The sequence below is a fragment of the Pseudomonas sp. TE3552 genome (genome assembly GCF_056278945.1).
The window spans coordinates 3,509,769-3,534,702 of sequence record NZ_JBWBQJ010000001.1; the positions used below are offsets into that span (position 1 = coordinate 3,509,769).

A 24,934-nucleotide genomic window follows, 5' to 3' on the forward strand; every position below is an offset into this window, starting at 1 on the left:
CCGTTGAGGCTGGATAACGGCGGGCAGGCACAAGAATAGACGGCAAGAAGCCTGGCATCGCCCACCGTGATGCCGCTGAATGGATCAGGCCGGTCTCCGGGCTCATGAGCGGCACTTGGCCCGACTGCGCGCCTTCCCGCATCGTTCATCGACACAGTGGCATCAGGCGCAGTCTTCACTCATTTACCGTTGCGGGGGCAGCGCCGGGATCGTGATCATTCTTCGCTGGAAGAAATCCACTCACCGGCTTCCCTGTTTCACTCTGTCGACCAAGGCCACAGAGCACCTGAAACAAGCCGCGAAGGTTAGAGGGTTGGGGGTGGAGCGTCAATTAAAGACGGGACGCCTTCCGGCGAATAACTGCCGTCGATCAATTATCTGACGCCAATCTTGTGCCACACTGTCAGCAGTGATATCAAAGAGCCACAACCTCATAACACAATAACAAGGGTGAGCCACATGCAAGGCATGATCATCAGCAATCCGAAGCTGGAATTCCTGCGACCGGTGCTGGAACGCTGGTTTGACTGTATCGACCGCTACAACGCCGTGCGCGGCGATAACGATACGCCTTACTGGTACGACGAAAAGGCCAACCTCGGCCTGCTCTGCGCCGCGGCCTGGATGGCGGAAATGGTCACGCTGCAGCAAACACCGACGCGCAAACAGACCGAAGAAGGCGAACGCAACGCCCGCGCCGATCTGTTTATCGCCACCAGCGAAGAGCGCGCGTACCTCCAGGCCACCCAACGCTGGCCGCGGGTCAATAGCTTGAACCTGACCCAGGCACTTGCGGACATCACCAGCGATGCGAAGCGCATCAGCTACGCCAGCGACCTGAAACTCGGCTGCCTGTTTGTCGCCCCACAAAAAGCCCAGCACAGCGCCACCCCGGAAGAACTCCAGGACATGCTCGACGACCTGCAAAAGGAACACACCTGCGCCGTGGCCTGGTATTTTCCCTACGCCTACCGCAAGTTGCACAATGAAGCCGGCAACTACCATCCGGGGATCGCCGTACTGTTCAAGGAAGCCCGCGGCTGACCGGTTGAACCATCGGGTGTCTACGCTTCTCTATGATTACGTCAATGCATTCATAGGGAAGATCAGTAATGCGCAAACCCCAACTCGTTTTCATCATCGCGCTCGCCGGAGGGCTCGCCGCTTGTGGTGAAACCTCCAGCCTGCAAGTCTCGGATGGCACAGGCCCCTCGCCCAAGCTGCCAGAACCGAATAAAACCCTGATCCCGACGGTGAACATTGCCCCGGCGATCGGCTGGCCTGCTGGCGCGAAACCCATCGCCGCGCCAGGCACTCAAGTCGCGGCATTTGCCGAAGGCCTCGATCATCCGCGCTGGCTCTATGTGCTACCCAACGGTGATGTACTGGTGGCCGAAACCAATGCGCCGCCCAAACCCGATGACGGCAAAGGCATACGCGGCTGGGTCATGGGCAAAGTGATGGGCCGCGCCGGTGCCGGCGTTCCCAGCCCGAACCGCATCACCCTGCTGCGGGACCAGAACCACGACGGCATTGCCGAAACCCGCACGGTATTCCTGGAAAACCTCAACTCGCCCTTCGGCATGACGCTGGTCGGCAAGGACCTGTACGTCGCCGACACCGACCGCCTGCTGCTTTTCCACTACGAAAACGGCGAGACGGCGATCAAGTCACAGCCGATCAAGGTGGTTGATTTGCCGGGCGGCACACTGAATCACCACTGGACCAAAAATGTCATCGCCAGCAAGGACGGCAGCAAGCTGTACGTCACCGTGGGCTCGAACAGCAACGTCGGTGAAAACGGCATGGATCAGGAGGAAGGACGCGCAGCGATCTGGGAAGTGGATCGCGCCACCGGCAGCCATCGGATCTTCGCCTCGGGGATTCGCAATCCAAACGGCCTGGCCTGGGAACCGCAGAGCGGCGCGCTGTGGACGGCGGTCAACGAGCGTGACGAAATCGGCAGCGACCTGGTGCCGGACTACATCACTTCAGTGAAGGATGGCGGGTTCTACGGCTGGCCTTACAGTTACTACGGCCAGCACGTCGACGTGCGTGTAACGCCGCAAAATCCCGAACGGGTGGCCAAGGCGATCGCGCCAGACTACGCGGTGGGGCCACATACCGCATCGCTGGGCCTGACGTTCGCCGAAGGCAGCAAGTTGCCAGCGCCATTCACCCAAGGCGCCTTCATCGGCCAACACGGCTCATGGAACCGCAAACCACACAGTGGCTATAAAGTGATTTTCGTGCCATTCAGCGCCGGCAAACCGACCGGGCAGCCGGTGGATGTGCTCACTGGCTTCCTCACCGACGACGAAAAAGCCATGGGCCGGCCGGTGGGCGTAGTGATCGATCAGCAGGGCGGCCTGTTGGTGGCGGATGATGTGGGGAACAAGATTTGGCGCGTTTGCGCAGCCCAATAACTGCAACACACATTCCTGTGGGAGCGGGGGATCAGCGCTTGCGACAGAGGGTGAGGCCATCACCCAACGGCAACAGCGACAGATCCACCCGCGAGTCATCCTTCAAGGCGCGATTGAGCGCCTGGATGGCTCGGGTGTCTTCACTCTCAGGATTCGCCTCAAGCACCCGCCCGCTCCACAGCGTGTTATCGAACACCGCCAGACCGCCGACCCGCAACAAACGCAACGCATGCTCCAGATAAGCCGGATAGTTAGCCTTGTCGGCATCAACGAATATCAGATCAAAGTTCTCGCCCTGCCCTTGCTGCTCTAGCTGGGCGAGAGTTTCCAGCGCGGGCGCCAGATGCAAATCAATGCGCCCGGCCAGGCCTGCTTCCTGCCAGTAACGGCGCGCCGTGGCGTTGTAATCGCCGGGGATGTCGCAACAGATCAGCGAACCGTCATCTGGTAATGCAGCGGCCATGCACAAGGCGCTGTAACCGGTGAAGGTGCCGACTTCCAGCAAACGCCTGGCGCCAATGAGCTTGACCAGCAACGCGAGGAATTGCCCCTGCTCCGGCGCCACCTGCCAGCGAGCCATGGGCAGCGCCTGGGTTTCGTCACGCAGACGCTTGAGCAGTGGCGTTTCCCTCAGGGAAACGTCGAGCAGGTATTGGTAGAGAGAATCGTCGAGATTGAGTGTGCGAGCGGTCATGACAACCTCCGTCAGCGGGTAATGCTATTCACTTAAGAGAGTCTTGAATCAGAGAAACCTGTGGCGAGGGAGCTTGCTCCCGCTTGAGTGCGTAGCACTCACAAAAATTGGCGATGATTGTCAGACTTTTGGGGCCGCTACGCAGCCCAGCGCGAGCAAGCTCGCTCGCCACAAAGGGACGCACGATCCAAGAGCGCGCCTAAATGAACAGCATTACCGTTAGGGGGGGCCCTAGGGATTATGTGCCAAGTGCTCAGGCTGCAAGACGCGCTTGGCGCTCAGATAGGCTTTCTGCCAGTAAGCTTTGGACAAGCTGTCCAGCTTGACTGTGCCGCCCGTGGCCGGCGCATGAACGAAGCGGCCTTCGCCGACGTAGATCCCGGCGTGGCTGACCTGGGAACCACCATTGGTGGCGAAGAAAATCAGGTCACCGGTTTGCAGGCCTTCCTTGCCGACATTGGGGGCCTGCATGCCGATCATCTCGCGTGTGGAGCGCGGCAAGGAAATGCCGGCAACATCGCGATAGACATAACCGATCAGGCCGCTGCAATCGAACCCGGAATCCGGCGTGTTGCCGCCCCAGCGATAAGGCGTTCCCACCAGACCAAGCGCGCGAAACAGCACGTCTTCTGCCGCAGGGGAAAAGGCTTGGGAGGAACCGAAAACAATGGGCGCGCGAACCACCGGCGCCGGGGGTGGTGTACGGCTGGCACAGGCGCTGAGCAGCGCTGCGAAGAACATGAGTGCGAGGCGGGCCGACATCGTCATAAACAGAACATCCTGATCTGGCTGCGGCTTTTTTCTGCCCCGAAGACAGAAAAGAAAACCGCCTGCGCAGAACGCAGGCGGTTTGCCATCAATAATAGATCAGGATTCTAGCGGCTACGCGGCAAACTTCAAGTAAGACTTTAACTTCGCCTTACAAGTCGTACGTTTACTTGCGTACAGTGACCATAGTCGGCGCCATCGCGAGTGCGCGCTTGGCTTCGATGAAGGTCTTGCTCCAGTAGCTGTCGCCCAGGTTATCGACCCGGACACCACCGCTTTTGCGGCTGCTGGAGTGGATGAACTGGTTGTCGCCCAAGTAGATCCCGGCGTGACTGACACGACCGCGACGACCATTGGTAGCGAAGAACAGCAGGTCACCCGGCTTGAGATTATTGCGAGCGACCAGCGGAGCATTCACGTTGATCATTTCGCGAGTAGAGCGCGGCAAGTCCATACCGGCTTCTTCGCGGAACAGATAACCGATGAAGCCGCTGCAGTCGAAGCCTGCCTCGGAGGTGCCGCCGAAACGGTAACGGGTACCGATCAGGGACATGCCACGTTCGAGGATACTGTCGGCCAGAACCGGAAGCTGGTACGACTTGCCGCCGGCGAAGTCTGCCAGTTCTTTATTGGTGGCCACTTCTTCCTGGTAAAGATCTTGCTGGAAAAGCACGGAAGATTGCGCGGTAACTGAATTTGTAGCCCGCTGTTGTTGCTCTTGCTGGGACACTGGAGAGTGGGCAGCGCAACCGAACAACAGGGTGACGAGTGCGAGAGGCACGAGGGGTGCGAAGCGATTTAGCATGGGCACGACCGTGGCTGATAGTTTGAAGAAGCCGAGACTATGCCCGCTATCAACCTCATTTGCAAATTCAATCGATCTTTATGTGACTTATCGGTTTCCCGTTTACATCTAAGCGCTTAAGCCCATTTTGAATCTTGACGCAGCCTGCCCCCATGCAGGAAAGCGGCTTTTTTGACGCCTGGAATATGCCGAACCCCGCGTAAAACCTGGGCTTGGCAGATTTTTTACCAACCCAGGGTTTCTTTCAGGAACGGGATTGTCAGCTTGCGCTGAGCTTGGAGGGAAGCCTGATCGAGGCGCTCAAGCAACTCGAAAAGTGCACTCATGCTGCGGGTGCCACGGGTCAAAATAAAATGCCCGACTTCGTCGGTCAGGTGCAGGCCACGACGGGATGCGCGCAACTGCAAGGCACGCAATTTGTCTTCGTCAGAGAGCGGACGCATCTGGAAGATGAGGGCCAGTGTCAGGCGCGACTTGAGGTCCGCCAGTTTCACCGGCAGTTCGCGCGGGGACGTCGAGGCGGCGATCAGCAGACGCCGACCGCTGTCCCGCAGACGATTGAACAGATGGAACAGCGCCTCTTCCCAATCCGCCTTGCCGGCAACCGCCTGCAGATCATCCAGGCAGACCAGTTCGTATTGTTCGAGGTTATCGAGGATTTCGATACCGCGATCCAGCAATTCGGCCAACGGCAGGTACACCGCCGGCTCCCCCAACTGCTCGAAGCGAAGACACGCCGCCTGCAACAAATGCGTGCGCCCTACCCCGTCCTTGCCCCAGAGGTAAATCAGGCTTTCCGTCCAGCCGGCATCGGCTTCGCATAGCCGCTCGACATAGCCGAGTGCAGCGGCATTGGCGCCTGGGTAGTAATTGATAAAGGTAGCGTCATCACGCAGACGCACACCTAGGGGCAGCTGAATCGGTTTCATGCTGACTGAACAGTTCCAAAGGAACCGTTAGTGGCCTCTGTGTAAAGTTTGCGAAGTTTATACCCGTGAAGCTGACCGCACAATGCGACAGACCACAAGCAAAATCAAAGGTTTGCGTTAGTTAGGGGGCGCTCTCAATTAGTTTTCCCGCCGCGCCGGGTCTGCTGTTGTGCAGGGCAAGGCGCGAGAAGCGTAGTTTGGTCATTCCAAATAAGCTTCGAGCAACGCAGCCCTGCACAACAGCAGGCCCGGCCCTTCGGGTTGTGCCTTAAAGCGGGCCAGGCTGCGTTGCAGGCCTTGGAAAGGGAACAACCATTCCCAGCGGCCTGCGCCTTGCCTGGCCCGCTTTAAGGCGACAACGCGGCGGGAAAACTAATTGAGAGCGCCCCCTGATGCACTGGTTTTATGACAGTTTCTTTGGCGCACGCAAGTGACAGCCGGACCAGGGAGGCGGGCAAACCTGGCATGAAACCGGAATGCCCGCTACGAACGATCAAAAAACCTTATGGTTCAAGTTTGTCGGCACCGCCGTAGATATCCGAGTCCTTATACAAATCATGCACGTGGCGCACCAGGACCATGATCACCGCCGCCACCGGCAATGCCAGCAGCACACCGGTAAAACCGAACAGCTCGCCGCCTGCCAGGATGGCGAAGATCACCGCCACCGGGTGCAGGCCGATCCGGTCGCCCACCAGCAACGGTGTCAGGACCATGCCTTCCAGCGCCTGGCCAACCATGAACACCGCGACGATACCGATCATGGGATACAGATCGCCACCGAACTGGAACAATCCGGCGATCAATGCCGCACCAATCCCGATAACGAATCCCATGTACGGCACGATCGCCGCCAGCCCCGCGATCAGACCGATCAACAGCCCCAGTTCCAGCCCGACCATCATCAAGCCTGCGGCATAGATCACGCCCAGCGCCAGCATCACCAGCAACTGCCCGCGCACGAACGCCCCGAGCACTTCATGACACTCGCCCGCCAGGGACATGACACGCTTTTCACGATCACGCGGCAGCAGGCTACGGACCTTGGCCATCATCAGGTCCCAATCGCGCAGCAGATAAAAACTCACCACCGGGATCAGCACCAGATTGGCCAGCCAACCGATCAACGCAAGACCGGAAGCGGTCGCCTGACTCAGCACCACGCCAACAATGTCAGAGGTCTGGCCCATGTGCTCGCTGATCGCCGCCTTGAGCTTGTCGAATTTCCAGAAATTATCCGATAGCCCAAATTTCGATTGCGCCCACGGCAATGCGGTGTGCTGCAACCAATCGAGCATCTGCGGCGCCAGTTCGTACAAGCGAAACAGCTGCTTGGCGAGCATCGGCACCAACACCAACAGCAAGGTCGTGAAGATCAAGGTAAACAGCGCGAACACCGCCACCACGCCCCAGGTCCGTGACAGACCGAACTTCTCCAGGCGATCCACCAACGGGTCGAACAGATAAGCCAGCAACAGCGCCACCAGGAACGGCGTCAGGATCGGGTGCAACAGGTAAACAAACGCGCAAAGCAGGACCACCCCACCGAGCCAGAACCAACGCCGTGTATCGGCCATGTACCACTCCTGCTTCTATATAAAGAAAACTACCAGCGAAAACGTAACTGCGGCATCGGGGCCGGGGCTGGCGCTACGGCCGGTGCCGAGCCAGCAGCCACGGGTTGAACAGGTGCCACGGATGCCGGCGCCTCACCGGCCGGAACTTCCTGCAACTTCGCCAGCGACAATTGCGCCCGCAGCTGATCGGGGCTGCCATTGACGCGATAAAGCACGCGGTCACCATCGACGCTTTGCAGACGCGCGCCAAATGGCTCCAGCAAACGCCCGAGCGTCGCATAACGCTCCAGATTCATCCCCTGCACTTCCAGCAATTGCTCGCTCGACACACCCGGCTTGGCGACAAAACGCGTTGCCAGACGCTCGCTGACCGCCAGCATCACCGCATCGGCCACAGCGGCGGTATCGGCGCCCTGCACGCTACCGGCTTCTTTCTGATCGCCCAGCCACAAACGCCACTTGGCTTGCCATTGGCCACCCTCTTCACGGGCATGCACCGCCAGCAAGGCATCAGCATTGTAACGGTCGGATGCGCCCTGCAGCGGCGCAGGGTCTGCACTTTCCAGATTCGGCGCAGTGGCGACGATCTGTTCATTCAGGTCCGCCAGCGGCAGACGCAACGGCAGCCCACGGTGCTGAGCCGCCCGACGCAGGGGCGCTGCGCTGGCCTGGCCATCGCCCACCAGGCTCGAACCTTCGGTGGAGTCGTTCAACCACCAGCCGAGGATCGATGGCCGATTGGCGCTCCACACAGGCAACCCGGCACGGCGCAACGCCTGTTCGGTGGTGGCCGGATCGAAATCGACTTTCAAGACCTCCGGCGGCCCGGCGTCGTAACCGAACTGGCTGATAATCTGCTGAGGGTCTTTACGCACGGCCGCCAGACCGGGGCTCTGCGCAGCCTTGGGATCGCCGGTCAGGCGCAACACCAGCGTTTCCAGCGCCCGCTGAGTCGCCTGATCGCGCTCCTCCGGCGTCTGGCTACTAACAGGTTGGCGCACTTGATAGAGGCCTTTGACGGTTTCAGCATGACTGCTCAGGCTGACCACGGATAAACAGCCCACGAACATGAATTTAAGAAAACGCATGAAAGATTCCTGACGACAAGAGCGGCTGGAACAGACCGCATGAACTAGGCTGTGACCACACGCCCACGCAAAACATTCACCCGGTCCCGGTAAGTTTTCGCACTGTCATAACGATAGACGGTTAACGTCGATACCTTATACAGCCAACCGGGACGCCACTAACACGGGCAATATCGGTTTTTTTAACGCGATATGCCCCTGCCCGTCGGCACGAGGATGGCCGCTGCCCCTCAAGCCTGATAAAATCGCGCGCCTTCGCAGACCGGCAACAGCCGGGCGCCCTGAAATTCGCGTACGGCATTGCCCTTCGCCAGCTTCAGTGGCCCCACTGGACTCGGTCGTTACCCCTGAATCCCCCCTAAAGGCCTGGATCATGAGCAAGCAACCCTCCCTGAGCTACAAGGACGCCGGTGTAGACATCGACGCCGGTGAAGCATTGGTCGAACGCATCAAGAGCGTCGCCAAGCGCACTGCGCGCCCGGAAGTCATGGGCGGCCTGGGCGGTTTCGGCGCCCTCTGCGAAATCCCGGCCGGTTACAAGCAACCAGTACTGGTCTCGGGCACTGATGGCGTCGGTACCAAGCTGCGCCTGGCGCTGAACCTGAACAAGCACGACAGCATCGGCATCGACCTGGTGGCCATGTGCGTGAACGACCTGGTGGTATGCGGCGCCGAGCCGCTGTTCTTCCTCGACTACTACGCCACCGGCAAACTCAACGTCGACACCGCCGCACAAGTTGTGACCGGCATCGGCGCCGGCTGCGAACTGTCCGGCTGCTCCCTGGTCGGCGGCGAAACCGCTGAAATGCCTGGCATGTACGAAGGCGAAGACTACGACCTGGCCGGTTTCTGCGTCGGCGTCGTGGAAAAATCCGAAATCATCGACGGTTCCAAAGTCGCTGCCGGCGATGCCCTGCTCGCCCTGCCGTCTTCTGGCCCACACTCCAACGGCTACTCGCTGATCCGCAAGATCATCGAAGTGTCGGGTTCCGACATCGAGAACATCCAGCTCGACGGCAAACCGCTGACTGACCTGCTGATGGCCCCGACCCGTATCTACGTGAAGCCGCTGCTCAAGCTGATCAAGGACACCGGCGCTGTCAAAGCCATGGCCCACATCACCGGTGGCGGCCTGCTGGACAACATCCCGCGCGTATTGCCAAAAGGCGCTCAAGCGGTGGTTGACGTTGCAAGCTGGACTCGCCCTGCCGTGTTCGACTGGCTGCAAGAGAAAGGCAACGTCGACGAAACCGAAATGCACCGCGTGCTGAACTGCGGCGTCGGCATGGTTATCTGCGTCGCTCAAGAGCACGTTGAATCCGCGCTGAAGGTCCTGCGTGAAGCCGGCGAGCAACCATGGGTCATCGGTCAGATCTCCACCGCTGCCGAAGGCGCGGCCCAGGTCGAACTGAAGAACCTCAAGGCTCATTAATGTCCCAGACCTGTGATGTGGTGGTGCTGCTGTCCGGCACCGGCAGTAACTTGCAGGCCTTGATCGACAGCACGCGGACCGGCGACAGCCCGGTCCGCATCGCTGCGGTGATTTCCAACCGCGCCGACGCCTACGGCCTGCAACGCGCCAGGGACGCGGGTATCGACACCCGCACCCTGGATCACAAGGCTTTCGAAGGTCGCGAGGCCTTCGATGCCGCGCTGATCGAACTGATCGACGCCTTCAACCCAAAACTCGTGGTACTGGCCGGTTTCATGCGCATTCTCAGCGCTGACTTCGTGCGCCACTATTCGGGTCGCCTGCTCAATATCCATCCCTCGCTGCTGCCCAAATACAAAGGGTTACACACTCATCAGCGCGCGCTGGAGGCCGGCGATACTGAACACGGCTGTTCCGTGCACTTCGTCACCGAGGAACTCGATGGCGGACCACTGGTCGTACAGGCAGTAATACCGGTAGAGTTGCACGATTCGCCGCAGAGCCTGGCGCAGCGAGTCCATACCCAGGAACACCTGATCTACCCGATGGCCGTACGCTGGTTTGCCGAAGGTCGTTTAGCGCTCGACGAACAAGGTGCTTTACTGGATGGACAGTTGCTCGCGGCCAGCGGCCACTTGATTCGAACCTAGGAGATTTTATGCGTCGTGCCCTGCTCTTCGCTTGTGCTCTGCTTGCCCTGCCGTTTGCGCAGGCCGCAGACCTTCAACCGTTCTCCGCCAGCTACACCGCCGACTGGAAGCAACTGCCCATGAGCGGCACCGCCGAGCGCAGCCTGACCAAGGCAGCCAACGGCGTCTGGAAACTCAGCTTCAAGGCGTCGATGATGATCGCCAGCCTGACCGAAGAAAGCACCCTGACCCTGGACAAGGACACGCTGCTGCCACAGTCCTACCACTTCGAACGCGGTGGCCTGGGCAAAGCCAAGAAAGCTGATCTGGACTTCGACTGGACCAACAAGATGGTCACCGGCACTGATCGCGGCGATCCGGTCAAGATCCCGCTCAATCGCGGCATGGTCGACAAATCCACCTATCAACTGGCCTTGCAGCACGATGTGGCGGCCGGCAAAAAGACCATGAGCTACCCGGTCGTCGATGGCGGCGAAGTCGATACCTATGACTTCCGCGTACTGGGTTCGGAGAAGGTCGACACCAAGGCTGGCCAGATCGATGCGATCAAGGTCGAGCGCGTGCGCGATCCGACACAAAGCAAGCGCATCACCGTGCTGTGGTTCGCCAAGGACTGGGATTACCTGCTGGTCCGTCTGCAACAAGTCGAAACCGACGGCAAGGAGTACAACATCATGCTCCTCGACGGTACGGTCAACGGCAAGACAGTCAAAGGCAGCTGATCCGCAACGACACGAAAGCCCCGCAAACGCGGGGCTTTTTTGATCGAATGACTTCTTCCTAATGCCTGCGAGGTTTCCATGACCGTTACCGTCAATACAGTCTCTGCCGAAGGTTTTCGTCACAGCGTCCAGATCGATGACCACGAACTCTTTGCCGATGTGCCGAAAACCTCTGGCGGCGAAGGCTCCGCGCCTGAACCACACGACTACTTCGACGCAGCCCTCGGTGCCTGCAAGGCATTGACGCTGAAAATGTATGCCAAGAAAAAGAACATCCCGCTGACAGGCGTCGAGGTTGAGGTAAAGCGCGACAACAGTGAAGAACAGAAAGGCAAATACGCCCTGCACGTCGAACTCACACTCAAAGGCGTACTCACCGACGCCCAGCGCGACGAGCTGCATCGTGTGGCTGACCGCTGCCCGGTACACAAGCTGATGACCACCTCTGAAGTCAGTATCGAAACCCATCTGTCCGAAGGTGCCTTCAGCCAATAGCGGCAAGGGCCGCGCAAGCGGGTTATGCTCCCTGCGTCACCCGCTCAGCCTGGAATGCACCATGAACACTCCGCTCGTGATCCGTCCCCGCGCCGAAGATGTCGAAGGCCAGCCGATCCTTCGGCCTTTGCCGTCAGCCAAATGCCGCAACGTCGGACCTTTCGTGTTTTTCGACCACATGCTCGAAACCCGCTATCCACCGGGTAAAGGCATGAACATCCGTCAGCATCCGCACATCGGTCTGTCCACCCTCACCTACCTGTTCGAAGGGAAAATCCAGCACAAGGACAGTCTCGGTTCCGATCAGGTGGTGGACACCGGTGATGCCAGCTGGATGACCGCCGGCAGTGCAATCGCCCACGTCGAGCGCACGCCCGAAGCATTGAAGGAAAGCGGCTTCACCATGCACGGCTTGCAGATCTGGCTGGCTTCGCCCAAGGACCGTGAACACGGTCCGGGGCACTACAGCCACCATCCGGCCGCCACGCTGCCAGTCAGCGATAACCTTGGGGTGAAGATACGAATGATCGCCGGGTCAGGCTTTTGCCTCGAATCGCCGGTCCCGGTGCTTTCCCCTACGCTGTATGCCGAATTGAACCTGCAAACGGCGACCACGTTGCTCATACCCACTGAGCACGAAGAGCGAGCGCTGTATGTGTTGAGCGGCGCGGCGCAGCTCGATGGCGAGCTGCTGGAACCCTACACACTAGTGGTGCTGCCGACCGGGGAAGAGATGACGCTGTTCGCCGAGAGCGACTGTCATGCCGTGCTGTTTGGCGGAGCGCCACTGGATGGGCCGCGACGGATCAACTGGAATTTCGTGGCCAGTGACCCGGCATTGATCGATGAGGCACGTCGGCGCTGGGCGGCCGGGGATTGGCCGACAGTGCCGGGGGAAAGCGAACGGATTGAGTTGCCGTAGCGCGTAAACATCAAAAGATCGCAGCCTTCGACAGCTCCTACAGAGGTACGCGCCCCCTGTAGGAGCTGTCGAGTGAAACGAGGCTGCGATCTTTTGATCTGAAGGGCAATCAGCCCTTGAACACTTCATCCAGCAAGTTATGCATCGACGTAAACGCACGAGCGGCCGTTTTCGCGTCATACATCATCGTCCCCGGCACGTTGGCACGGGGATCGGTGAACGAATGCACTGCGCCACCGTAGCTCAGCAATTGCCAATCCACACCAGCGGCATTCATTTCAGCTTCAAACGCCGGCAGCTGCTCTTTCGCCACCAACGGATCGGCAGCGCCATGCAGCACCAGCACCGAGCCCTTGATGTTTTTCGCATCGTTCACGTTCGGCGTATCGAGGGTGCCGTGGAACGACACCGCCGCTTTCACTGGCGCACCGGCACGCGCCAATTCCAGCGCACAGCAACCACCAAAGCAGAAACCGAACGTCGCCAGTTTCGAGGTATCGACCGCCGCTTCGCCCTGACTTTGCAGCTGTTCGAAGGCAGCCTGCATGCGTTTGCGCAGTAAGGCGCGATCATTCTTCAACGGCATCATCGCCGCGCCTGCCTCGTCGCCGTTCTGCGGACGAACCGCTTGGCCGTAGAGGTCCGCGATCAATACCACGTAGCCCTTGGAGGCCACCGACCTGGCGATTTCTTCGGCACCGGCACTGACGCCCATCCAGTTCGGCGCCATCAACAGACCCGGGCGCGGGCCTTTATGGTCGGCATCGAAGGCCAGACGGCTTTCATACGACTGGCCATCAATCTGATAGGCAACGGAACGAACAGTGATTTGGCTCATAACTGACTCCCAGTAAAAAAGCACCAGAATGAAAAAACCCGCCGAAGCGGGTTTTTATACAACTTGGTTAAACCGACAGTTCAACCAGCAGCTTGTTCAGACGGCGCACATAAGCGGCCGGGTCTTTCAAGCTGTCGCCGGCCGCCAGGGCCGCCTGATCGAACAGAATGTGCGACAGGTCGCCGAAGCGCTCATCGCTCTGCTCGTTGTCGAGCTTCTCGATCAGCGGGTGAGCCGGGTTGAATTCGAAAATCGGCTTCGAATCCGGAACCTTCTGACCGCTGGCTTCCAGGATCTGACGCATTTGCAGGCCCAGGTCCTGCTCGCCGATGGCCAGAATCGCCGGGGAATCGGTCAGACGGTGGGAAACCCGCACTTCAGCAACAGAATCGCCCAGTGCAGTCTTCAGACGCTCAACCAGACCTTCTTTGGACTTGGCGACTTCTTCCGCGGCTTTCTTGTCCTCTTCCGAGTCCAGGTTACCGAGGTCCAGATCACCGCGCGCCACGTCGACAAAGCTCTTGCCGTCGAAATCGCTGAGGTAGCTCATCAGCCACTCGTCGATGCGGTCGGTCAGCAGCAGCACTTCGATGCCTTTCTTACGGAAGACTTCCAGGTGCGGGCTGTTTTTGACTTGCGCGTAGGTTTCGCCAGTCAGGTAGTAGATCTTGTCCTGACCTTCCTTGGCGCGGGCCAGGTAGTCGGCCAGACCTACAACTTGCTCGCCGTCATCGCCCTGAGTGGATGCAAAACGCAGCAGGCCAGCAATTTTCTCTTTGTTGGCGAAATCTTCTGCCGGGCCTTCTTTCATGACCTGACCGAAGTTCTTCCAGAAGCCTTTGTATTGCTCGGGCTCGTTCTTCGCCAGTTTTTCCAGCATGTCCAGGACGCGCTTGGTCAGCGCCGACTTCATCGAGTCGATGATCGGATCTTTCTGCAGGATTTCCCGCGACACGTTCAGCGACAGGTCGTTGGAGTCGACCACGCCTTTGATGAAGCGCAGGTACAGCGGCAGGAACGACTCGGCCTGATCCATCACGAACACGCGCTGTACGTACAGTTTCAGGCCTTTCGGCGCTTCACGCTGGTACAGGTCGAACGGCGCACGGGTCGGCACATACAGCAGCGAGGTGTACTCGAGCTTGCCTTCGACCTTGTTGTGGCTCCAGCTCAGCGGGTTTTCGAAATCATGGGCAACGTGCTTGTAGAACTCCTGGTATTCCTCGTCCTTCACTTCAGTGCGAGGGCGAGTCCACAGGGCGCTGGCGCGGTTGACGGTTTCCCACTCAACGGCCGGCTGCTCTTCACCTTCGACGGCTGCCACTTCTTTCGGCAACTCGATCGGCAAGGCGATGTGATCGGAGTACTTCTTGATGATGTTGCGCAGACGCCAGCCATCGGCGAACTCGTCTTCAGCGGACTTCAGGTGCAGGACAATGCGCGTACCGCGGTCGGCTTTCTCGACGGTGGCGATTTCGAATTCGCCTTCGCCCTTGGACGACCAGTGCACACCCTCGCTGGTAGCAAGGCCGGCACGGCGGCTGAATACATCAACTTTGTCGGCGACGATGAACGCCGAGTAGAAACCGACACCGAACTGACCGATCAGGTGCGAATCTTTTTTCTGATCACCAGACAGGTGTTTCATGAAATCGGCCGTGCCGGACTTGGCGATGGTGCCCAGATGGGTGACCGCGTCTTCGCGGCTCATGCCAATGCCGTTGTCTTCGAGGGTGACGGTTTTCGCGTCCTTGTCGAAGCTCACACGGATTTTCAGTTCAGCGCCACCTTCCAGCAATTCAGGCTTGGCCAGCGCTTCAAAGCGTAATTTGTCGACAGCGTCAGAGGCGTTCGAGATCAATTCGCGAAGGAAAATTTCCTTGTTGGAATACAGCGAATGGATCATGAGGTGCAGCAGTTGCTTCACCTCGGTCTGGAAGCCCAGGGTTTCCTTTTGAGTTTCCACACTCATGGTCATCAAACTCCAATCAGATGGCAGTGGCCGCGACCTTGAGGGTCGGCGGCGGGTTGTCATCAAAGTTGGGGGCTGAGATCAGGATTTCAAGGGCTCTTCGATTTTGAAGTGGGCACGGGCCGTGGCAATGGGTTCGGATTCAGTGCTTTGCCAAGCGGTAATCGCCACGTTTGCCACCCGACGCCCCTGTCGGCAAACCTGACATCTGGCCCAGGTATCGCGAAACTGCCCCGTACGCAGGTAGTCGAGGGAAAAGTCGATAATTTTCGGCACGCCGGGCGAACCGGTGCAAATCAGCAGGTGCAGCGCCGCCGACAGCTCCATGAACCCGGCAATCACCCCACCATGGATCGCCGGCAATAAAGGATTGCCGATGTTGTCCTTGTTGGCTGGCAGGCGAAACAGCAGCTCATCCCCCACTCGCGAACATTCGACACCAATCAACCCGGCGTAGGGAATCATCTGCAGCAGCGAAGCGTAGTCCCCCTGCGCATGAGCCTGTTGAAATTGCTCCTTGAACGTGTCGGTCATTTCGCACCTCCGGCAATCGCACCGGCAAAACCTTGGGTACCTTTTACGCCTTTGCCCATGCGCATGAACGTACCCACCACATGGGCGATGGGCTGTTCGGGATCGTCCTGATAGGCAAAACCGCGGGCGAAGATCACGTCGGTGGTCACTCGGTAGCATTGGGCAAAACCGTACACATCCTTGTGCGGCTCGGCGGCGTGCATGTAGTCGATGCGCAAATCGAGCGTCGGGCAGACTTCGAACTCAGGCAGTACACAGAGGGTGGCCATGCCGCAGGCGGTGTCCATCAGCGAGGTCAGCGCGCCGCCATGTATCACCCCGGTTTGTGGGTTGCCAACGATCTGTGGGCTGTACGGCAGAATCACCGTCAACCCTTCGCTGCTCGCGCTGTGTACGCGCATTCCGAGTACCTGACAATGCCGCAACGCCGACAGGAATCGCGTCGCACGCTCAAAAACGGGGTTTTCGGCCATTTGATAAAACTCTTCTTAGTGTCCCGGCAAAGTAGCAGGCTAGTGGGTAAAAGTTCCGCAGAAAAACAAACTTATATATCTGAACGAATTGAGGAACTTAAAGCTGTCGGCTGCGCTCGAAAGGCCAGTAGATACTTTCCATCAGGAGAAACACCCCATGCGTAAGACTTTAGCTATTGCCTTGATGTTGACCGCTTCCCTCGGTCTCGCTGCCTGCGATAAAAAATCCGAGGACAAAGCTCAAGAAGCCACCAAACATGCTGAGCAAGCTCAAGAAAAAATGAGCGAAGCTCAGGATAAAGTGAACGAGGCAGCAAAAGAAAACGCCGAAGCTGCCAAAGCTCAGGCCGAATCGAACGCAGCAGCGACAAAAGAAGCCGCGCCAGAAGCTCCTAAAAACTAAAAACGTTTTTAGTGACAAAAGAAAACCCGCCAAGTGCGGGTTTTCTTTTATCTGCGGCTTTTGTTTGCAATGCAGTATTAGATCAAAATCGTCCTAAAAGTCGGACTAATCATCAGCAACAACGAACACACTAAGCCGACGAACCACACCAGGCTGCGCTGCCAGGCCAAGTCCGCCCAATAGCACAACAGATATATGATGCGCGCGATCACAAAGACTATCGCCAGAGCATCGATCAGCCATCCCGCCGTCTGCGTGGTGTGCGCCATCAACACCCCCACCGCAAAGATCATGAACGCCTCGAAACTGTTCTGATGGGCCGCCAATGCACGGGCACCGAAGCCTGTAAGTTGCGCCTGCTGTTGGCGCGGCAGGTGATTGTTGTAACCACCCTGCTCGTTCATGGCTTTGGCCACCGGGATCTTTGCCACGAAAATCAACAATGCACTGATAAACACACACCAGAACGGAATACTCATCAAGCAGCCTCCTTGTTAACTTCAGGCAATGGCGCCTCTGTGGGGGTATAGACCATCACATCGAGAACGTCGGAGTGAAATTCGCGGCGATACAACACCAGCACGACGCCGGCACTCATCAACATAAACAACCAGGGACTAACGAACCACGCCAGCATGGTCATGCCGAAGTAATAGGAACGCAGGCCGAAGTTGAACTGGTTGGCCGCCATGGAGATGACACGGGCTGCACGGGAAGCGAAGGCTTTACGTTCTTGCTCGGACACATGGCGCTCACCGATCATCGGTGCGGAACCCACGAGAATGGCCGCAAAGTTGTACTGACGCATACACCAGCTGAACGTAAAGAACGCATAGACGAACACCAGCGCCAGGCACAACAACTTGATCTCCGACATGCCCTGGGATGCCTGTTGCACCATCGGGATATCCGCCAGCAACGACACGGCTCTTTCAGACGCCCCCAGCACCGTGAGAATACCGGCCAGGATAATCAATGTGCTGGAGGCGAAGAACGAGGCGTTGCGCTCCAGGTTACCGATCACGCTGGCATCGGCAATACGGTTGTCACGCAGCAGCATGCGGCGCATCCAGTCTTCGCGATACAGGTGCAGCACGCTGGCCAGGCACGCGGTGTCGCGGCCCTTCCATGTCGCATAACGGGTGTAGCCGCCCCAGCAAACGACAAACCAGAGCGCGGCGATGAGATGGATCAGATTGGTGTGAATGAACGACATGCAGTTCCTTGTGATGTGTAGGCGATGATGAAACCTGCGGATAGTGCTTCGACGTTAGCTCATGGAAAAAGACACTGCATCACACGCATAAAAAATGCCCCGTATCGATTGATACGGGGCATTTCATTTGCAGCTCAAGCCCGCTTGTGGCGGGCCCGGTAGCAGCTTAAGCCAGCACTTCTTCGCGCTTGCCCAGCAGGCGGTCGCAGACCACCGCAACCACCAGTGTCATGACCGACGGCACCAGCCATGCCAGGCCCTGCTCGCTCAGCGGCAGGTGAGCCAGTTGAGTCGGCATCCAGTCTGCCAGACCGGCGCCCTTGAGCGCATCGATCATGCCGAAGATGAACGACACCAGCATCACCGGCCCGACGATACGACTTTGCTCATGCCAGAAGTCCTTGCAGAAGCTCAGCGCCACCAAGGCGATGCACGGCGGGTAGATGGCGGTCAGCACCGGAATCGAGAACGCAATCAGCTTGGTGAGGCCCAGGTTGGACACCAGCAGGGAGAACGCAGCCAGGATGATCACCAGCGTCTTGTAGGACAGCGGCAGTACACGGCTGAAGTATTCAGCACAGGCGCAGGTCAGGCCGACCGCTGTGACCAGACAGGCCAGCGAAATCAGCACCGCAAGGAAACCACTGCCCAGGGAGCCGAAAGTATGTTGAACGTAGGCGTGCAATACCGCTGCGCCGTTGGTCGCACCGACGGCCACTTCATGACTGCCCGAACCGAGTCGGAACAGACTGACGTAAACCAGCGCCAGGCCCACACCGGCAATCAGCCCGGCAATGATCGCGTAACGGGTGATCAGGGCTGGCGATTCCACACCACGAGAGCGAATGGCATTGACGATGACAATGCCAAATACCAAGGCGCCCAGCGTATCCATGGTCAGGTAACCATTGATGAAGCCCTGGGAGAACGGTGCCGCCACATATTCAGGGGTGGCCACGCCGATATCGCCAGCCGGCAACGCGAACGCCGCGATGCCGAGAACGGCCAGGGCGATGATCTTCAGCGGTGCGAGGAAGCGTCCTACGGTGTCCAGCAGACGGCCCGGGTAAAGCGAGATGAAGAACACCAGCAGGAAATACACCGAGCTATAGAGGAACAGTGCCAACGGGCTCTCGCCGGTTATCGGCGCCAGGCCCACTTCGAACGACACGGTCGCGGTGCGCGGCGTCGCGAACAACGGGCCGACAGCGAGGTAGCACGCAGCGGCCAGCAGGCCACCGGCAACTTTACCGATCGGGCTGCTCAATGCATCCATTGCACCACCGACCTTGGCCAGGGCGACTACGGTGATCACCGGCAGGCCGACCGCAGTGATCAGGAAACCCAGCGCCGCCATCCAGACATTAGGCCCGGACTGCAAACCGACGATAGGCGGGAAGATGATGTTGCCAGCCCCGACGAACAGGGCAAACGTCATAAAACCCAGTGCCAGGATGTCCTGGCCTTTCAACACTTTCATTAAGGAAATACCACACTACTGAATCGGAATTTAGAGAGGGATTTCCCTTATGGGTGAGGGAAATGCTGTCGATCCGTATAGGACTGACCCGTTTAGCGCGCCGCTGCCTTGTGGGCCGCAGACGCAAAAATGGCGGCTAGCGTAACGAATTTGTCTGACAAACGCACTATTACAGGGCGAACTATCCGATACGCGACATTTCAATGTCGCGTTTACATATCTAAATTTCACAACCGCCCTGTGGCGAGGGAGCTTGTCGGATCGCCGCACCGTCCCGCTCGGCTGCGCAGCAGACGCAAACAGACAAACACACACTGCCTGATGTAACGCGAGTGCAGGTTTTGGGGTCGCTTCGCAACCCAGCGGGAGCAAGCTCCCTCGCCACAATAAGCGCTGCGAATATCTCAAACCCCGGGAACGACAAAGGCCACCCGAAGGCGGCCTTTGTTTGGTGAAGCGTCAGTTAAGCGCGAGGCTTACTTGACAGCCCAACCGGTCAGCTCGGCCAGGGCCTTGCCGATGTCTGCCAGCGAACGCACGGTTTTAACGCCTGCGTCTTGCAGAGCAGCGAATTTCTCGTCTGCAGTGCCTTTGCCGCCAGAGATGATTGCGCCAGCATGGCCCATGCGCTTGCCCGGAGGAGCAGTCACACCAGCGATGTAGGAAACAACCGGCTTGGTCACGTGTGCCTTGATGTAGGCAGCCGCTTCTTCTTCAGCCGAACCGCCGATCTCGCCGATCATCACGATCGCTTCGGTCTTCGGGTCTTCCTGGAACAGCTTCAGGATGTCGATGAAGTTCGAACCCGGGATCGGGTCACCACCGATGCCGACGCAAGTCGACTGACCGAAACCGGCGTCAGTAGTCTGCTTCACAGCTTCGTAGGTCAGGGTGCCGGAACGGGAAACGATACCGACCTTGCCTGGCAAGTGAATGTGACCTGGCATGATGCCGATCTTGCATTCGCCTGGGGTGATCACGCCTGGGCAGTTAGGGCCGATCAGGACTACGCCCAGCTCGTCGCACTTAACTTTAGCGTCCAGCATGTCCAGGGTAGGAATGCCTTCGGTGATGCACACGATCAGCTTGATGCCGCCGAAGGCAGCTTCCAGGATCGAGTCCTTGCAGAAAGGAGCTGGAACGTAGATCACGCTGGCGGTGGCGCCAGTGGCAGCTACAGCGTCTTTCACGGTGTTGAACACTGGCAGACCCAGGTGCTCGGTGCCGCCTTTGCCCGGAGTTACACCACCAACCATCTTGGTGCCGTACTCGATGGCTTGCTGGGTGTGGAAACTACCTTGCGAACCGGTAATACCCTGGCAGATAACTTTGGTGTCTTTATTGATCAGGACGCTCATTATTTGCCCTCCGCAGCTTTGACAACTTGTTGAGCAGCGTCGGTCAGGCTGGTAGCAGCGATGATGTTCAAACCGCTTTCTGCCAGTACTTTAGCGCCCAGCTCAGCGTTGTTGCCTTCAAGGCGAACAACAACCGGGATTTTCACGCCGACTTCTTTCACAGCGCCGATGATGCCTTCGGCAATCATGTCGCAACGAACGATGCCGCCGAAGATGTTGACCAGTACTGCAGCGACGTTAGTGTCGGACAGGATGATCTTGAACGCTTCGGTCACGCGTTCTTTGGTAGCACCGCCGCCCACGTCGAGGAAGTTGGCTGGTTTGCCGCCATGCAGGTTGACGATGTCCATGGTACCCATGGCCAGGCCAGCACCGTTGACCATGCAACCGATGTTGCCTTCCAGCGCTACGTAGTTCAGTTCGAACTTGGCAGCGTGCGCTTCGCGCGGATCGTCTTGCGACGGATCATGGAAAGTCTTCAGCTTAGGCTGACGGTACATGGCGTTGGCGTCGATGTTGATCTTGGCGTCGAGGCAATGCAGATCGCCGTCAGCCTTGATCACCAGCGGGTTCACTTCCAGCAGAGCCAGGTCGTGATCCTTGAACAGCTTGGCCAGACCTACGAAGATCTTGGCGAACTGAGCAACTTGCTTGCCTTCCAGACCCAGCTGGAATGCCAGCTCGCGACCCTGGAATGGCTGAGCGCCAACCAGTGGATCGATAGTGGCTTTCAGAATTTTTTCTGGAGTGTCGTGAGCGATTTTCTCGATGTCCACGCCACCTTCGGTGGAAGCCATGAACACGATGCGACGGCTCGAACGGTCAACGACAGCGCCCAGGTACAGCTCTTTAGCGATATCAGTGCACGATTCAACCAGGATCTTGGTGACTGGCTGACCATTGGCGTCAGTCTGGTAAGTCACCAGACGCTTGCCCAGCCACTGCTGTGCGAATGCTTTAGCGTCTTCTTTGCTGCGAACCAGCTTTACGCCGCCCGCTTTACCGCGACCACCGGCGTGAACCTGGGCTTTGACAACCCATTCGCTGCCGCCGATTTTGTCGCAAGCTTCTGCTGCTGCTTCCGGGGTGTCTACCGCGTAACCGGTGGATACTGGCAGGCCGTACTCAGCGAACAGCTGCTTACCCTGATACTCGTGAAGATTCATGCTTATTACCGTCTTCGTTAGGTACTGCGCATTCGGTGCTGCACTCATTCAAGTGCCGCACCACCTGTGACTGCTGCTTGCGTAACCTTTCCGGCTACCCGGTGCAGCTACGCAAGACTGCGTCCAGCGGACTTTCCGCGGTGAGTCTTGCATGCAAGGCTCACGACGGGCCGTACCGCCGTGGTTTCTTATTATCCGCTTAGCGTTTCTTGCGGTTGGCGATGTGGATGGCGCCGCCATTCACTGCCAACGCTGCTTCGTGCAAGGCTTCAGACAGGGTCGGATGGGAGAAAACCATCATGCCCAGGTCTTCAGCACTGGTGCCGAATTCCATGCCGATCGCGCCCTGCTGAACCAGTTCTGCAGCGCTCGGGCCAATCACGTGGACGCCCAATACGCGGTCAGTCTTGGCATCAGCGATGACCTTGACGAAACCACCGGTATCGTTGGCGGCCATGGCACGGCCAGAGGCTGCGAACGGGAAGGTGCCGACGTTAACTTCTACGCCTTCAGCTTTCAAGGCCTGCTCGGTTTTACCGACCCACGCGATTTCCGGGTGAGTATAAATAACCGAAGGGATCAGGTCATAGTTCATCTGGGCTTTATGGCCCTTGATGCGCTCGACAACCATGATGCCCTCTTCCGAGGCTTTGTGAGCCAGCATCATGCCGCGAACCACGTCACCGATGGCGTAAACGCCCGGTACGGTGGTGGCGCAGTGATCGTCAACGTGCACGAAACCGCGCTCGTCCAGGGTCACGCCGCAATCGGCAGCCAGCAGATCAGTGGTCACCGGGACGGCGACCAACGGCTACGATCAGCTTGTCGAAAGTGATGTTCTGTTCGCCGTTGGCATCGGTGTAGTTCACAACGACTTCGTCGCCGTTCACTTTGGAACCGGTCACGCGAGCGCCCAGCTTGATGTCCAGACCCTGTTTGGTCAGGGTTTTCAGCGCTTCCTTGGAAACAGCGGTGTCCGCTGCCATCAGGAAGGTATCCAGCGCTTCGAGAACGGTGACTTCGGCGCCCAGACGGGACCATACCGAACCCAGTTCCAGACCGATAACACCAGCGCCGATCACGCCCAGGCGTTTTGGTACGGATTGGAATTCCAGAGCGCCAGTCGAATCGACGATCACATTCTGGTCGACCGGAGCCGGTGGAATGTCGATCGGACGCGAGCCCGGAGCCAGGATGACGTTTTCGGCTTCGATGACTTCAACCGAACCGTCAGGCTTGGTGACTTCGACTTTCTTGCCGGCCAGCAGTTTGCCGTGGCCCTGGATCGAAGTAACGCCGTTAGCCTTGAACAGGGTCGCAACACCGGAGGTCAGGCCTTTGACGATGTTGGCTTTACGGCCGACCATTGCTGGCACGTCCATGGTCACGCCAGCGTGGTTTATACCGTGGATCGCGAAGCCGTCTTGCGCTTCGTGAAACTTCCAGGAGCTGTCCAGCAGCGCCTTGGATGGAATGCAGCCGACGTTCAGGCAAGTACCGCCGAGGGCCAGTTTGCCTTCCTTGTCGGTGTATTTCTCGATGCAGGCAGTGGTGAGGCCCAGTTGCGCTGCTTTAATGGCAGCCACGTAGCCGCCAGGGCCCGCGCCAATCACTACCACGTCGAATTTCTGAGTCATGTGTCATTCCTTCTCGAATCAAACCGGACGGCCCCTTTTGAGGACCGTCGTGGGACGAAGCTGGTCATTACAGAAGGGCCGTCCATCACTGGGCGGCCCGAGCAACGAAATCAGATATCCAGCAGCAAACGAGCCGGGTCTTCCAGCAGGTTCTTGATAGTCACCAGGAAGGTCACAGCTTCTTTGCCATCGATCAGACGGTGATCGTAGGACAGCGCCAGGTACATCATCGGACGGATAACCACCTGACCGTTGATCGCCATAGGACGCTGGATGATGTTGTGCATACCCAGAATCGCAGCCTGCGGCGGGTTGACGATCGGCGTCGACATCATCGAACCGAAAGTACCACCGTTGGTGATGGTGAACGTGCCGCCGGTCATTTCTTCCATCGACAGTTTGCCGTCACGGGCTTTCTTGCCGAAGGTAGCGATGCCGCCTTCGATTTCAGCCAGGCTCATCAGTTCGGCGTTACGCAGAACCGGTACAACCAGACCGCGGTCGCTGGAAACTGCGACACCGACGTCGGCGTAGCCGTGGTAAACAATGTCGGCACCGTCGATCGACGCGTTGACAGCCGGGAAGCGTTTCAGCGCTTCGGTGGCCGCTTTCACGAAGAACGACATGAAGCCCAGGCGCACGCCGTTGTGGGACTTCTCGAACAGGTCCTTGTACTTCGAACGCAGGGCCATGACTTCGGTCATGTCGACTTCGTTGAACGTGGTCAGCATGGCCATGTTCGACTGAGCTTCAACCAGACGCTCGGCAACCTTGGCACGCAGACGGGTCATCGGAACGCGTTTTTCAACGCGGTCACCGGCAGCGAATACCGGAGCCGAAGCAGCCGGTGCAGCCGCTTTGGCAGGTGCAGCAGCCGGAGCGGCTTTCTTGGCAGCAACAGCTGCTACCACGTCTTCCTTGGTCACACGACCGCCTTTGCCGGTGCCGGCAACGGAAGCGATGTTGATGCCGTTTTCTTCAGCCAGTTTGCGAGCAGCCGGAGCAGCAACAGGATCGTCTTCGCCCGCTTCGGCAGGAGCAGCGGCAGCGGCGACAGGTGCAGCAGCAGCGGCTGGAGCGGCGGCAGCACCGCCCTCGCCGATGGAGCCCAGAACTTCGTCGGACAGAACGGTGTCGCCTTCGTTCTTGACGATCGCGCCCAGCACGCCATCAGCGGTGGCCAGAACTTCCAGTACGACTTTGTCGGTTTCAATGTCGACGATCAGTTCGTCACGCTTGACGGCGTCGCCCGGTTTTTTGTGCCAGGTGGCAACGGTGCCATCGGCAACCGATTCCGGGAAAGTGGGGGCTTTGATTTCGATAGCCATTATCTGTGGGTCCTTAAATTC

At 58.6% G+C, this 24,934-nt stretch carries 24 protein-coding genes, 1 pseudogene and 1 riboswitch; of the genes and pseudogenes, 8 read left to right on the plus strand and 17 right to left on the minus strand.

From position 1 onward, the window contains the following. Window positions 1-70 precede the first annotated feature (70 nt). Window positions 71-305: riboswitch (cobalamin riboswitch) on the minus strand. A gap of 154 nt (window positions 306-459) precedes the next feature. Both ACZ9BB_RS15725 and ACZ9BB_RS15730 read left to right on the plus strand, forming a co-directional pair. Next, on the plus strand, window positions 460-1,044 hold the full coding sequence (locus ACZ9BB_RS15725) for a hypothetical protein (RefSeq protein WP_476214535.1): 585 nt from the start codon (window positions 460-462) through the stop codon (window positions 1,042-1,044). Between the two features lie 68 nt (window positions 1,045-1,112). Then, a complete protein-coding gene (locus ACZ9BB_RS15730) occupies window positions 1,113-2,426 on the plus strand; it encodes a PQQ-dependent sugar dehydrogenase (protein WP_476214536.1) in 1,314 nt (437 codons plus the stop codon). Between the two features lie 31 nt (window positions 2,427-2,457). Here the strand turns inward: ACZ9BB_RS15730 and ACZ9BB_RS15735 are convergent, their stop codons facing one another. The 6 genes from ACZ9BB_RS15735 to ACZ9BB_RS15760 form a co-directional block, all read right to left on the minus strand. Beyond that, window positions 2,458-3,120, minus strand: coding sequence for an O-methyltransferase (locus ACZ9BB_RS15735; protein ID WP_476214537.1), 663 nt, complete (start codon window positions 3,118-3,120; stop codon window positions 2,458-2,460). Between the two features lie 231 nt (window positions 3,121-3,351). Then, window positions 3,352-3,888 carry a C40 family peptidase gene (locus tag ACZ9BB_RS15740; RefSeq protein ID WP_007936074.1) on the minus strand — a complete coding sequence of 179 codons (537 nt, stop codon included), beginning with the start codon at window positions 3,886-3,888 and terminating at the stop codon, window positions 3,352-3,354. 166 nt (window positions 3,889-4,054) lie between these two features. Continuing rightward, a complete protein-coding gene (locus tag ACZ9BB_RS15745; RefSeq protein ID WP_476214538.1) occupies window positions 4,055-4,693 on the minus strand; it encodes a C40 family peptidase in 639 nt (212 codons plus the stop codon). 224 nt (window positions 4,694-4,917) lie between these two features. Beyond that, the gene (gene hda, locus ACZ9BB_RS15750; protein ID WP_007898944.1) at window positions 4,918-5,622 is read right to left on the minus strand and encodes a DnaA regulatory inactivator Hda; all 705 of its coding nucleotides are present in this window, start codon (window positions 5,620-5,622) and stop codon (window positions 4,918-4,920) included. A gap of 503 nt (window positions 5,623-6,125) precedes the next feature. Beyond that, entirely contained in the window at window positions 6,126-7,199 is a 1,074-nt protein-coding gene (locus tag ACZ9BB_RS15755; RefSeq protein ID WP_476214539.1) for an AI-2E family transporter, read from the minus strand. A gap of 29 nt (window positions 7,200-7,228) precedes the next feature. Continuing rightward, the gene (locus ACZ9BB_RS15760; RefSeq protein ID WP_476214540.1) at window positions 7,229-8,287 is read right to left on the minus strand and encodes a DUF2066 domain-containing protein; all 1,059 of its coding nucleotides are present in this window, start codon (window positions 8,285-8,287) and stop codon (window positions 7,229-7,231) included. Between the two features lie 373 nt (window positions 8,288-8,660). Here ACZ9BB_RS15760 and purM point away from each other — a divergent pair, with 373 nt between their 5' ends. The 5 genes from purM to ACZ9BB_RS15785 all read left to right on the plus strand — a co-directional run bounded on the left by purM (window position 8,661) and on the right by ACZ9BB_RS15785 (window position 12,508). Continuing rightward, window positions 8,661-9,719, plus strand: a complete 1,059-nt coding sequence (gene purM / locus ACZ9BB_RS15765) for a phosphoribosylformylglycinamidine cyclo-ligase (protein WP_476214541.1) — start codon at window positions 8,661-8,663, stop codon at window positions 9,717-9,719. After that, window positions 9,719-10,369, plus strand: a complete 651-nt coding sequence (gene purN, locus ACZ9BB_RS15770) for a phosphoribosylglycinamide formyltransferase (RefSeq protein WP_476214542.1) — start codon at window positions 9,719-9,721, stop codon at window positions 10,367-10,369. Before purM ends, purN begins: the two co-directional genes overlap by 1 nt. 8 nt (window positions 10,370-10,377) lie before the next feature. Next, window positions 10,378-11,091 (plus strand): DUF3108 domain-containing protein, encoded by a 714-nt coding sequence (locus ACZ9BB_RS15775; RefSeq protein WP_476214543.1) that lies wholly within the window; start codon window positions 10,378-10,380, stop codon window positions 11,089-11,091. Between the two features lie 78 nt (window positions 11,092-11,169). Next, window positions 11,170-11,586, plus strand: a complete 417-nt coding sequence (locus ACZ9BB_RS15780) for an OsmC family protein (RefSeq protein WP_476214544.1) — start codon at window positions 11,170-11,172, stop codon at window positions 11,584-11,586. 61 nt (window positions 11,587-11,647) lie between these two features. Continuing rightward, window positions 11,648-12,508 carry a pirin family protein gene (locus ACZ9BB_RS15785; RefSeq protein ID WP_476214545.1) on the plus strand — a complete coding sequence of 287 codons (861 nt, stop codon included), beginning with the start codon at window positions 11,648-11,650 and terminating at the stop codon, window positions 12,506-12,508. A gap of 109 nt (window positions 12,509-12,617) precedes the next feature. On the opposite strand, the gene ACZ9BB_RS15790 is transcribed toward ACZ9BB_RS15785, so the two are convergent. The 4 genes from ACZ9BB_RS15790 to ACZ9BB_RS15805 all read right to left on the minus strand — a co-directional run bounded on the left by ACZ9BB_RS15790 (window position 12,618) and on the right by ACZ9BB_RS15805 (window position 16,325). Beyond that, the gene (locus ACZ9BB_RS15790) at window positions 12,618-13,346 is read right to left on the minus strand and encodes a dienelactone hydrolase family protein (protein ID WP_476214546.1); all 729 of its coding nucleotides are present in this window, start codon (window positions 13,344-13,346) and stop codon (window positions 12,618-12,620) included. A 67-nt stretch (window positions 13,347-13,413) separates the two neighbouring features. After that, window positions 13,414-15,318, minus strand: a complete 1,905-nt coding sequence (gene htpG, locus ACZ9BB_RS15795; protein WP_476214547.1) for a molecular chaperone HtpG — start codon at window positions 15,316-15,318, stop codon at window positions 13,414-13,416. A gap of 81 nt (window positions 15,319-15,399) precedes the next feature. After that, window positions 15,400-15,852 (minus strand): PaaI family thioesterase, encoded by a 453-nt coding sequence (locus ACZ9BB_RS15800; RefSeq protein WP_476214548.1) that lies wholly within the window; start codon window positions 15,850-15,852, stop codon window positions 15,400-15,402. After that, window positions 15,849-16,325: a PaaI family thioesterase gene (locus ACZ9BB_RS15805; protein WP_476214549.1), complete on the minus strand. Its 477-nt coding sequence runs from the start codon at window positions 16,323-16,325 to the stop codon at window positions 15,849-15,851. The genes ACZ9BB_RS15800 and ACZ9BB_RS15805 overlap by 4 nt, the downstream gene beginning before the upstream one ends. Window positions 16,326-16,482: 157 nt before the next feature. Between ACZ9BB_RS15805 and ACZ9BB_RS15810 the strand changes: the two genes are divergently transcribed. Continuing rightward, window positions 16,483-16,728 carry a hypothetical protein gene (locus tag ACZ9BB_RS15810; protein ID WP_476214550.1) on the plus strand — a complete coding sequence of 82 codons (246 nt, stop codon included), beginning with the start codon at window positions 16,483-16,485 and terminating at the stop codon, window positions 16,726-16,728. A gap of 77 nt (window positions 16,729-16,805) precedes the next feature. Here the strand turns inward: ACZ9BB_RS15810 and ACZ9BB_RS15815 are convergent, their stop codons facing one another. The 7 genes and pseudogenes from ACZ9BB_RS15815 to odhB all read right to left on the minus strand — a co-directional run bounded on the left by ACZ9BB_RS15815 (window position 16,806) and on the right by odhB (window position 24,913). Beyond that, the gene (locus ACZ9BB_RS15815) at window positions 16,806-17,207 is read right to left on the minus strand and encodes an MAPEG family protein (protein ID WP_476214551.1); all 402 of its coding nucleotides are present in this window, start codon (window positions 17,205-17,207) and stop codon (window positions 16,806-16,808) included. Next, window positions 17,207-17,944: a DUF599 domain-containing protein gene (locus tag ACZ9BB_RS15820; protein WP_476214552.1), complete on the minus strand. Its 738-nt coding sequence runs from the start codon at window positions 17,942-17,944 to the stop codon at window positions 17,207-17,209. Before ACZ9BB_RS15820 ends, ACZ9BB_RS15815 begins: the two co-directional genes overlap by 1 nt. Before the next feature lie 166 nt (window positions 17,945-18,110). Continuing rightward, window positions 18,111-19,424, minus strand: a complete 1,314-nt coding sequence (gene brnQ / locus ACZ9BB_RS15825) for a branched-chain amino acid transport system II carrier protein (protein WP_476214553.1) — start codon at window positions 19,422-19,424, stop codon at window positions 18,111-18,113. Between the two features lie 476 nt (window positions 19,425-19,900). Beyond that, window positions 19,901-20,782, minus strand: coding sequence for a succinate--CoA ligase subunit alpha (sucD, locus tag ACZ9BB_RS15830; RefSeq protein ID WP_007919877.1), 882 nt, complete (start codon window positions 20,780-20,782; stop codon window positions 19,901-19,903). Next, window positions 20,782-21,948, minus strand: a complete 1,167-nt coding sequence (sucC, locus tag ACZ9BB_RS15835; RefSeq protein WP_007919879.1) for an ADP-forming succinate--CoA ligase subunit beta — start codon at window positions 21,946-21,948, stop codon at window positions 20,782-20,784. The genes sucD and sucC overlap by 1 nt, the downstream gene beginning before the upstream one ends. A 199-nt stretch (window positions 21,949-22,147) precedes the next feature. Then, window positions 22,148-23,585: pseudogene (gene lpdA, locus ACZ9BB_RS15840) on the minus strand (dihydrolipoyl dehydrogenase). 110 nt (window positions 23,586-23,695) lie between these two features. Next, window positions 23,696-24,913 carry a 2-oxoglutarate dehydrogenase complex dihydrolipoyllysine-residue succinyltransferase gene (gene odhB, locus ACZ9BB_RS15845; RefSeq protein ID WP_476214554.1) on the minus strand — a complete coding sequence of 406 codons (1,218 nt, stop codon included), beginning with the start codon at window positions 24,911-24,913 and terminating at the stop codon, window positions 23,696-23,698. Window positions 24,914-24,934 lie beyond the last annotated feature (21 nt).

Coding starts and splice junctions, on each gene's coding strand:
- brnQ (WP_476214553.1), bottom strand. CDS start 19,424: ATGAAAGTGTTGAAAGGCCAGGACATCCTGGCACTGGGTTTTATGACG.
- hda (WP_007898944.1), bottom strand. CDS start 5,622: ATGAAACCGATTCAGCTGCCCCTAGGTGTGCGTCTGCGTGATGACGCT.
- ACZ9BB_RS15755 (WP_476214539.1), bottom strand. CDS start 7,199: ATGGCCGATACACGGCGTTGGTTCTGGCTCGGTGGGGTGGTCCTGCTT.
- ACZ9BB_RS15810 (WP_476214550.1), top strand. CDS start 16,483: ATGCGTAAGACTTTAGCTATTGCCTTGATGTTGACCGCTTCCCTCGGT.
- htpG (WP_476214547.1), bottom strand. CDS start 15,318: ATGAGTGTGGAAACTCAAAAGGAAACCCTGGGCTTCCAGACCGAGGTG.
- ACZ9BB_RS15815 (WP_476214551.1), bottom strand. CDS start 17,207: ATGAGTATTCCGTTCTGGTGTGTGTTTATCAGTGCATTGTTGATTTTC.
- ACZ9BB_RS15780 (WP_476214544.1), top strand. CDS start 11,170: ATGACCGTTACCGTCAATACAGTCTCTGCCGAAGGTTTTCGTCACAGC.
- ACZ9BB_RS15745 (WP_476214538.1), bottom strand. CDS start 4,693: ATGCTAAATCGCTTCGCACCCCTCGTGCCTCTCGCACTCGTCACCCTG.
- odhB (WP_476214554.1), bottom strand. CDS start 24,913: ATGGCTATCGAAATCAAAGCCCCCACTTTCCCGGAATCGGTTGCCGAT.
- ACZ9BB_RS15725 (WP_476214535.1), top strand. CDS start 460: ATGCAAGGCATGATCATCAGCAATCCGAAGCTGGAATTCCTGCGACCG.
- ACZ9BB_RS15740 (WP_007936074.1), bottom strand. CDS start 3,888: ATGACGATGTCGGCCCGCCTCGCACTCATGTTCTTCGCAGCGCTGCTC.
- ACZ9BB_RS15735 (WP_476214537.1), bottom strand. CDS start 3,120: ATGACCGCTCGCACACTCAATCTCGACGATTCTCTCTACCAATACCTG.
- ACZ9BB_RS15820 (WP_476214552.1), bottom strand. CDS start 17,944: ATGTCGTTCATTCACACCAATCTGATCCATCTCATCGCCGCGCTCTGG.
- ACZ9BB_RS15775 (WP_476214543.1), top strand. CDS start 10,378: ATGCGTCGTGCCCTGCTCTTCGCTTGTGCTCTGCTTGCCCTGCCGTTT.
- sucC (WP_007919879.1), bottom strand. CDS start 21,948: ATGAATCTTCACGAGTATCAGGGTAAGCAGCTGTTCGCTGAGTACGGC.
- ACZ9BB_RS15790 (WP_476214546.1), bottom strand. CDS start 13,346: ATGAGCCAAATCACTGTTCGTTCCGTTGCCTATCAGATTGATGGCCAG.
- ACZ9BB_RS15800 (WP_476214548.1), bottom strand. CDS start 15,852: ATGACCGACACGTTCAAGGAGCAATTTCAACAGGCTCATGCGCAGGGG.
- ACZ9BB_RS15805 (WP_476214549.1), bottom strand. CDS start 16,325: ATGGCCGAAAACCCCGTTTTTGAGCGTGCGACGCGATTCCTGTCGGCG.
- ACZ9BB_RS15785 (WP_476214545.1), top strand. CDS start 11,648: ATGAACACTCCGCTCGTGATCCGTCCCCGCGCCGAAGATGTCGAAGGC.
- purN (WP_476214542.1), top strand. CDS start 9,719: ATGTCCCAGACCTGTGATGTGGTGGTGCTGCTGTCCGGCACCGGCAGT.
- sucD (WP_007919877.1), bottom strand. CDS start 20,782: ATGAGCGTCCTGATCAATAAAGACACCAAAGTTATCTGCCAGGGTATT.
- purM (WP_476214541.1), top strand. CDS start 8,661: ATGAGCAAGCAACCCTCCCTGAGCTACAAGGACGCCGGTGTAGACATC.
- ACZ9BB_RS15730 (WP_476214536.1), top strand. CDS start 1,113: ATGCGCAAACCCCAACTCGTTTTCATCATCGCGCTCGCCGGAGGGCTC.
- ACZ9BB_RS15760 (WP_476214540.1), bottom strand. CDS start 8,287: ATGCGTTTTCTTAAATTCATGTTCGTGGGCTGTTTATCCGTGGTCAGC.